Below are 803 nucleotides of genomic sequence, written 5' to 3'. Positions count from 1 at the left end.
ACGAGCGTAGCCGTCCTCCACGCGGCATGAGCGAGCATGGCTGCTGTCGGCAGCAGAATGGGGTCATGACCATGACCTTGCTCGAGGGTGAACCCGCTGCGGGGCCTTGGCGGGCCCTCGACACTGCCGAGCTGGTCGATCACGTCTTACAGGTGGCCGGGCAGCCGCTGGGTCGGCCGCAGATCGTTGCCGTGGACGGCAGGGGAGCCTCAGGTAAGTCGACGCTGGCTGCTGAGCTGAAGCGTGCCGTCGCCCGTTCTGCGGTCGTCCACACGGATGACCTGGCCTGGCATGAGCCGTTCTTCGCCTGGGGGCATATGCTGCGCGAGGAGATCCTGGTGACACTGCACCGTGGGGAGGGTGTGCGGTTTCAGCCGCCGGCGTGGGGGCTGCATGGACGCGAAGGCGTGATCGAGGTTGCCGCGGAGGTGGACTTGGTCGTCATCGAGGGCGTCGGCGCAAGCCAACGCGAGTTCGAGCACTTCGTTGATGCCTCGATCTGGGTGCAGTCGGACTTTCAGGAGGCCGAGCGGCGGGGGATCGCTCGCGACATGGCCCAGGGTGTGAACGGGGATCGCGAGCAGACGATCGCGTTCTGGCACGAGTGGATGGCACATGAAGTGCGGTTTCTTGCCGAGCAACGTCCGTGGGAGCGGGCCTGCCTGGTGGTTGCCGGTTCCCCAACCATCGACCTCGATGAGGGGCAGTTCGCCGTAGCGCCTGCACCTTCGAACAACCCGTGGCTCTGATGGTAGGTGCCCCCGCATCTGCCAACGCGGCAGACATCCCAGGTTCTGGTTCTG

At 65.9% G+C, this 803-nt stretch carries 1 protein-coding gene; it reads left to right on the top strand.

All coding sequences use genetic code 11. The features are described from left to right. The first annotated feature begins 65 nt into the window (after positions 1–65). Complete coding sequence (locus FJR00_RS15525) at positions 66–749, top strand: uridine kinase family protein (protein WP_022920022.1); 684 nt, start codon at positions 66–68, stop codon at positions 747–749. The last annotated feature ends 54 nt before the right edge of the window (positions 750–803 follow it).

This window comes from Ornithinimicrobium kibberense, from assembly GCF_006519705.1.
GTDB classification, from domain to species: Bacteria; Actinomycetota; Actinomycetes; order Actinomycetales; family Dermatophilaceae; genus Ornithinicoccus; species Ornithinicoccus kibberensis.
This window is presented reverse-complemented; position numbering and strand designations above follow the sequence as displayed.

Bases quoted from the DNA above. Each gene is read 5' to 3' on its own strand.
- FJR00_RS15525 (WP_022920022.1), top strand. From the start codon at position 66: ATGACCATGACCTTGCTCGAGGGTGAACCCGCTGCGGGGCCTTGGCGG.